The sequence below is a fragment of the Phenylobacterium sp. genome, assembly GCF_030693805.1.
Taxonomy (GTDB): domain Bacteria; phylum Pseudomonadota; class Alphaproteobacteria; order Caulobacterales; family Caulobacteraceae; genus Phenylobacterium.
In genome coordinates this window covers 1-5,232 of record NZ_JAUXZW010000185.1, presented here as the reverse complement: position 1 = coordinate 5,232, position 5,232 = coordinate 1, and the positions used below count along the sequence as shown (strand labels likewise).

4 protein-coding genes are annotated in these 5,232 nt (G+C 72.0%); 2 read left to right on the top strand and 2 right to left on the bottom strand.

Annotated elements, in window-relative coordinates; all coding sequences use genetic code 11:
* The first annotated feature begins 74 nt into the window (after nt 1-74).
* Nucleotides 75-2,888, top strand: coding sequence for an ATP-dependent DNA helicase (locus Q8M88_RS07700; protein ID WP_305596038.1), 2,814 nt, complete (start codon nt 75-77; stop codon nt 2,886-2,888).
* A gap of 44 nt (nt 2,889-2,932) precedes the next feature.
* Here the strand turns inward: Q8M88_RS07700 and Q8M88_RS07695 are convergent, their stop codons facing one another.
* Nucleotides 2,933-3,373 (bottom strand): SRPBCC domain-containing protein, encoded by a 441-nt coding sequence (locus tag Q8M88_RS07695; protein ID WP_305596036.1) that lies wholly within the window; start codon nt 3,371-3,373, stop codon nt 2,933-2,935.
* 116 nt (nt 3,374-3,489) lie between these two features.
* Between Q8M88_RS07695 and Q8M88_RS07690 the strand changes: the two genes are divergently transcribed.
* A complete protein-coding gene (locus Q8M88_RS07690; protein ID WP_305596034.1) occupies nt 3,490-4,218 on the top strand; it encodes a prephenate dehydrogenase/arogenate dehydrogenase family protein in 729 nt (242 codons plus the stop codon).
* Between the two features lie 13 nt (nt 4,219-4,231).
* Here Q8M88_RS07690 and Q8M88_RS07685 read toward each other — a convergent pair whose 3' ends face one another.
* The gene (locus Q8M88_RS07685; RefSeq protein WP_305596032.1) at nt 4,232-5,041 is read right to left on the bottom strand and encodes a chorismate mutase; all 810 of its coding nucleotides are present in this window, start codon (nt 5,039-5,041) and stop codon (nt 4,232-4,234) included.
* Between the last annotated feature and the right edge of the window lie 191 nt (nt 5,042-5,232).

Sequence of the window (5,232 nt, the reverse complement as noted above, 5' to 3'; positions counted from 1 at the left end):
CTGTTGCGTTGATCTGACCGGCGCCGGATCAGGTTTCCGTTTCGTTCGCCTCCGAACTCAGCTAGCAATCCGCGGTGAACGCGCTTGCGCCAAGCCTCGATCTCGCGCCGGCCCTGGTGGTGCTGCCCGGGCCGCGCGCCGCCGTGGCCGACGCCGGCGAAGCGCGCGCCGTTCGTGCGCCTGAGGCGCGCGACCTGTTCGAGCAGGGTCCGGTGCTGGTCGCCCACGCGGCGATGACGGCCAAGCGCCTGGGCCTGCATGCGCCGCCTCGCGGACGGGGCCTGTTCGACGCTCTGGAACTGTTCGCCTTCGTCCGTCCGGCGCGGTTCTGCGCCCCGTCTGCGGCCGGCATCGCCCTGGCGCTGGGCATGCCCGAGCCGAAGGGCGCGGCGGCCCAGGCCGAATCGCTGCGCCGGGCCTGCGCCGTGCTGCTGGCCGATCTCGCCATCGCGCCCGAGCCCAGCCGCGAGGAGGCCCTCGCCGTGGCCGAGACCCTGGCGCGGGGCGGCTGGGCCTGGGGGCCGGCGGTGATCGGCGCGCTGCGCTCGGCCCCGGCCGGCAATGCTTTCCGCACCTCTGGCCTCGACGCCTGGTCGCGCATCCCCGAATGGGAAGACCAGGCGCCGCCCGGGGAGGCGGGATCAAAGCCCATCGCGCCGGAGGCCGCCGCCGCGCGTCTCAAGCTGCTGCTCGAGCGCGCCGGACTGGACGAGGCCCGTCCCTCGCAGGCCGAGTTCGCCGCCGAGACCGCCTTCGCCTTCCAGCCCCGCGACAGAGAGGGCGAACCCAGGATGATGTTGGCCGAAGCCGGCACTGGCGTCGGAAAGACCCTGGGTTATCTGGCCCCGGCTTCGCTGTGGGCCGAGGCGAATGGGCCGTCGGTGTGGGTGTCGACCTACACCCGCGCGCTGCAACGCCAGATCGAGCGCGAGAGCCACGCGATCTACCCCGACCCGTCGGAGCGGGCGCGCAAGGCGGTGGTGCGAAAAGGTCGCGAGAACTACCTGTGCCTGCTCAACTTCCAGGACGCGGTGAATACCGCCCAGCTGGGCGGCGGCGATCTCGTGGGCCTGGCGCTGACCTCGCGCTGGGTGCGCGCCAGCCGCGACGGCGACATGACCGGCGGGGACTTTCCGGCCTGGCTGCCGACCCTGTTTTCGATCGCGCCGATGAGCCAGGCGAGCGCCGCCAATCTGGTGGACCGGCGCGGCGAGTGCATCCACGCCGGCTGTCCTCACTACCGGGCCTGCTTTGTCGAGAAGGCGATCCGAGGCTCGCGCCGCGCCGACATCGTCATCGCCAACCACGCCCTGGTGCTGACCCAGGCGGCGTTCGACGGCGCGCGGGCGGCCCGCGGGGCCAGGGCGGATGTGGAGACCACCCAGCTCAAGCGCATCGTCTTCGACGAGGGCCACCACCTGTTCGACGCCGCCGACGCGGCCTTCGCCGCGGCCTTGTCCGGCGCGGAGGCGGCCGAGCTCCGTCGGTGGATCCGCGGGCCTGAGGGACGCGGGCGGCGGGGCAGGGGGCTGGAGGCGCGGCTGCTGGACGTGCTGGGCGAGCGCGAGGAGGCGCGCACCGCTCTGCTGGAGGTCGCCCGCGCCGCCGCCATCCTGCCGGGCGAGGGGTGGTCGGGCCGGATCGCGCCGCCGAACGGCGAGGTCAATCCGATCGGGCCGATCGAAACCTTCCTGGTCGCCCTGCTGGAACAGCTTCGCGCCCGCACCAGCCAGAAGGGCTTCGGCGCCCAGGAGGCCGGCATGGAGTGCGAGGCGCGGCCGGCGCTCGACCGGGTGCGCGAGACCGCGCGCTCGGCCTCGGCGGCGCTGGCCAAGGTCGAGGCGCCGCTGCTGGCGCTGGCCCGCCATCTCGAAGACGTTCTGGACGACGCGGCCGCGACCCTGCCCGGCGCCGAACGGGCGCGTATCGAAGGCGCCTTGCGCGGCCTCGACCGCAGGGCCCGCATGACCCTGCCGGCCTGGCGCTCGATGTTGCGGGCGATCGACGAGGACGTCGACGACGATCCGGATTTCGTCGACTGGTTCGACGCCACCTTCCTCTATGGCCGGGTGGTCGACGCCGCCTGCCGCCGCCACTGGGTGGACCCTACCGAACCGCTGACCAATGCGGTGATCCTCCCCGCCCACGGCGTCCTGGTGACCAGCGCCACCCTGGCCGACTCCGCGCTGGACGACCCGTTCGCCCTGGCCGAGATGCGCACGGGCGCGGCGCGCCTGCCGGAGCGGCCGCGCACGATCCGCGTCGCCTCGCCGTTCGACTATGCGTCCAACGCCCGCGCCCTGGTGGTCACCGACGTTGGGCGTGATGACCCAAGGCAGATCTCGGCGGCGATGCGCGAGCTGTTCCTCGCGTCCGGCGGCGGCGGGCTGGGCCTGTTCACCGCCATCCGGCGACTGCGCGACGTCCATGAGAGGATCGCCGCGCCCTTGGCCGACAAGGGCCTGGCGCTCTACGCCCAGCACGTGGACCCGCTGGAGGTCGGTGCGCTGGTGGACATCTTCCGCACCGAGGAGGACGCCTGCCTGTTGGGCACCGACGCGGTGCGCGACGGGGTCGACGTGCCGGGCCGCTCCCTGCGCCTGCTGGTGTTCGACCGCGTGCCGTGGCCCAGACCGAACATCCTGCACAAGGCGCGGCGCACGCGCTTCGGCGGCAAGGGCTACGACGACTCGGTCGCCAGAGGGCGCATCTCGCAGGCGTTCGGCCGGCTGATCCGCAGGGCCGACGACCGCGGCGTCTTCGTGATGCTGGACGCCGCCGCGCCGACGCGGCTGTTCTCAGGCCTGCCGCCGGGCGTCGCGGTCGAGCGCCTGACCCTGGTCGAGGCGATCGAGGCGGTGGAAGGTTTCCTCAAACCCGCAGACTGACTTCCGCCCCCCTTGGGGACGAGAAGGGACCGGAGAGGCCTGGGTCAGTCGGCCGCTTCGCCGAGCGCCTTCGCAAGGGCGTCCAGGATCCTGGTCCAGCCCTCGGCGGTCTGGGTTTCGTAATCTGGCAGCACGCCTTCGTGGGTGAGCGCCAGGTTGCAACCGGCGCCGGCTGGCGTGATCTCGAAGCTCACCGTGGTGTAAGCCTCGGAGAATTCAGGGACTGCGAAGGTGAAAGACAGCCGCCGGGGCCGCTCGATCACCAGGTACTCGCCGATGTGCTCGATATCGCCCTGCTCGGGCCGATGCTCGATGAAGGTGAAGCGCCCGCCGACCTTGGGGTCGATCTCGACGGTGATCATCGTCCCCGTCGGCGTGGCGAACAGAAAGCGCCCGGCCAGCGCTGGGTCCAGCCACGCGTCGAACACGCGCTCCGGCGAAGCTTCGAAACGGCAGATGACTTGGACGGTTGCGGGATCGCTCATGGGTATCGTCCTTTCGGCTGTCTGCGATGCTGTGGGGCCCACACTTGCGCGTCAACGGGCGCCTGTTTGCGAAGCGGCACGGCGCGCGCTAGTCACCGAGGATGAAGAGCCTTGGCTTGATCGGGTTCGGGCAGTTCGGGCAGTTGGCCGCGGGCATCCTGAAGGACCACTTCGACGTGCTGGTTGCGGACCCCGCGCCGGACGCCGCGGCGCGCGCCAAGGCGATCGGCGTCGGCTTCGGCGCACCCGAGGACGCGGCGTCTCGCGAGGTGGTGATCGTCGCCGTGCCGGTGCCGGTGATGCGCGGGGTCTTCCAGGCGATCAGCGCCCATATCGCACCCGGCGCCCTGGTGATCGACGTGGGCTCGGTGAAGATGCTGCCGACCCAGTGGATGCTCGAACTGCTCCCCGCTCACTGCGATCTGGTGGCGACCCACCCGCTGTTCGGGCCGCAGAGCGCCAAGGCGGGACTGTCCGGCCTGCGCCTCGTGGTCTGCCCGATCCGCGGCGAGCGGCACGAGAAGGTGGTTGCGTTCGGCCGTTCGCTCGGCCTGACCGTGACGCTCACCAGCCCTGAGGAGCACGATCGGGAGATGGCCTACGTCCAGGCCCTGACCCACCTGATCGGCCGTTCATTGGTCAACCTGGGCATCCCGGACGAGCAACTTAAGACCGTGTCCTATCAGCACCTTCTGGAGCTTTGCTCGCTGATCGGGGCCGATACGTTCGAGCTGTTTACCGCCATCCAGACGCAGAACCCGTTCGCCGCCGAGGTGGTCGAGGCCTTCGTCGACCAGGCGCGCAGCCTGCTCGATCAGGTGAGGGTGAATCCGCCGCCCACGTGAGCGTGCGGGTCGCTCAGACGTCGAACGGCGTGGGCGCGGCGCCGATCACGCCCGACATGCCGCCGGGCGCGCGCGCGAGCCGCGCGTCGTCCGCCTGGTAGAAGCCCGCCAGGTTGAACAGCTTCAGCCCACCTGCCACCGCGATGCAGGTCGCCGCCACGCCGTCACGGCCCAGAGCCTCTTCGATGGCGCCTGCACCGCCAGCCGCGTCTGTGACCCAGAAGGTCATGTCCGATCCCGTGGGCTCCACCTCGACCTCGGCGACGGCGAGCGCGCCCATCGGACCTTGCGAGGCGAGGCAGGGGAGGGCTGCGAACACCTTGACCCGCGGCTGGGCCAGCAGGCGGCCCCACCAGGCGGTGTCGGCGTTCAGCGCCAGCACGCCGACGCCGCCCTGCGACAGCGCCGCGGCCAGCGCTTCCTCTGGCCGGGTCGCGAGTTTAAGCCCCGGCGCGCCGCCGAAGCGGGCGCGGGCGAGTTCGACGGTGCGGGTGGCGTCCGCGCCGCCCCAGACGCTGAGGTTGAAGGGGCCCTGCAGGGCCAGGCTCTCGGCCATCATCTCGCGCCAGATGCGGATCACCAGCCCGGGCGTCGCGCCCTGGCTCAGCATCGACAGCATGCGGCGGATGATCTCGGTTTCGCGCGCCGGGCGCAGGCCGAATTTTCCCGCGTCGCCCGCCGCCGCCTTGGCCGCCACGACCACGTGCGCCAGGCCCGCGCGCTCGTCGACGAGGCGCAGCACCGCGGCGTCGATCGCGTCGATGCGCGTGCGCACCGCATCCAGCGACGGAGCGGCGGTGGTCTTGGGATCGGCCTCGGCCATATCGCCCCCGCGAAAACGAAGGATCGCGACCTAAGTCATTGCGGCTGCGGGCGCAATAGCGCGCGGGCGCCTCAGTAGACCCGTGGCGCGGGGCCGATCGCCACAGGCCCGAGCGTTGCGCGGCCGGCCTCGAAGGTGATCGCCGCCGCGGCTGCGTCGGCCCCGCCTTGCCGCGCGGCGAGCACGGCCGC

Bases quoted from the DNA above. Each gene is read 5' to 3' on its own strand.
- Q8M88_RS07685 (WP_305596032.1), bottom strand. From the start codon at position 5,041: ATGGCCGAGGCCGATCCCAAGACCACCGCCGCTCCGTCGCTGGATGCG.
- Q8M88_RS07695 (WP_305596036.1), bottom strand. From the start codon at position 3,373: ATGAGCGATCCCGCAACCGTCCAAGTCATCTGCCGTTTCGAAGCTTCG.